This window comes from Pseudomonas sp. SDO5215_S409 (assembly GCF_054071325.1).
Map to the genome: position 1 here is coordinate 1 of NZ_JBSVWN010000221.1, position 223 is coordinate 223.

Annotated in this window: 1 pseudogene; it reads right to left on the reverse strand. The window is 61.4% G+C overall.

The features are described from left to right. Positions 1 to 223: pseudogene (locus tag ACW9H9_RS28970) on the reverse strand (type VI secretion system tip protein VgrG); the annotation flags it as partial.

A 223-nucleotide genomic window follows, 5' to 3' on the forward strand; every position in this document is an offset into this window, starting at 1 on the left:
ATCTCCTGCCCGGCAGGCCCGGTGACGATGGCGGTCTGGCTGCCTATGCGCATCGGTTTGGGGTGTTTCAGCGGTGGGCGGTAGGGCGCGTCCCACGGCGTGGCGAGAAAGTGATTACGGTAGCCCTGATGGAAATCGTCCTTGTGGTCGGTCACGTCGCTGATGACGTTTTCACCGAGCACTTGCGGCTGTTTGCCTTCATGGATGACCTCCAGCAACAGCC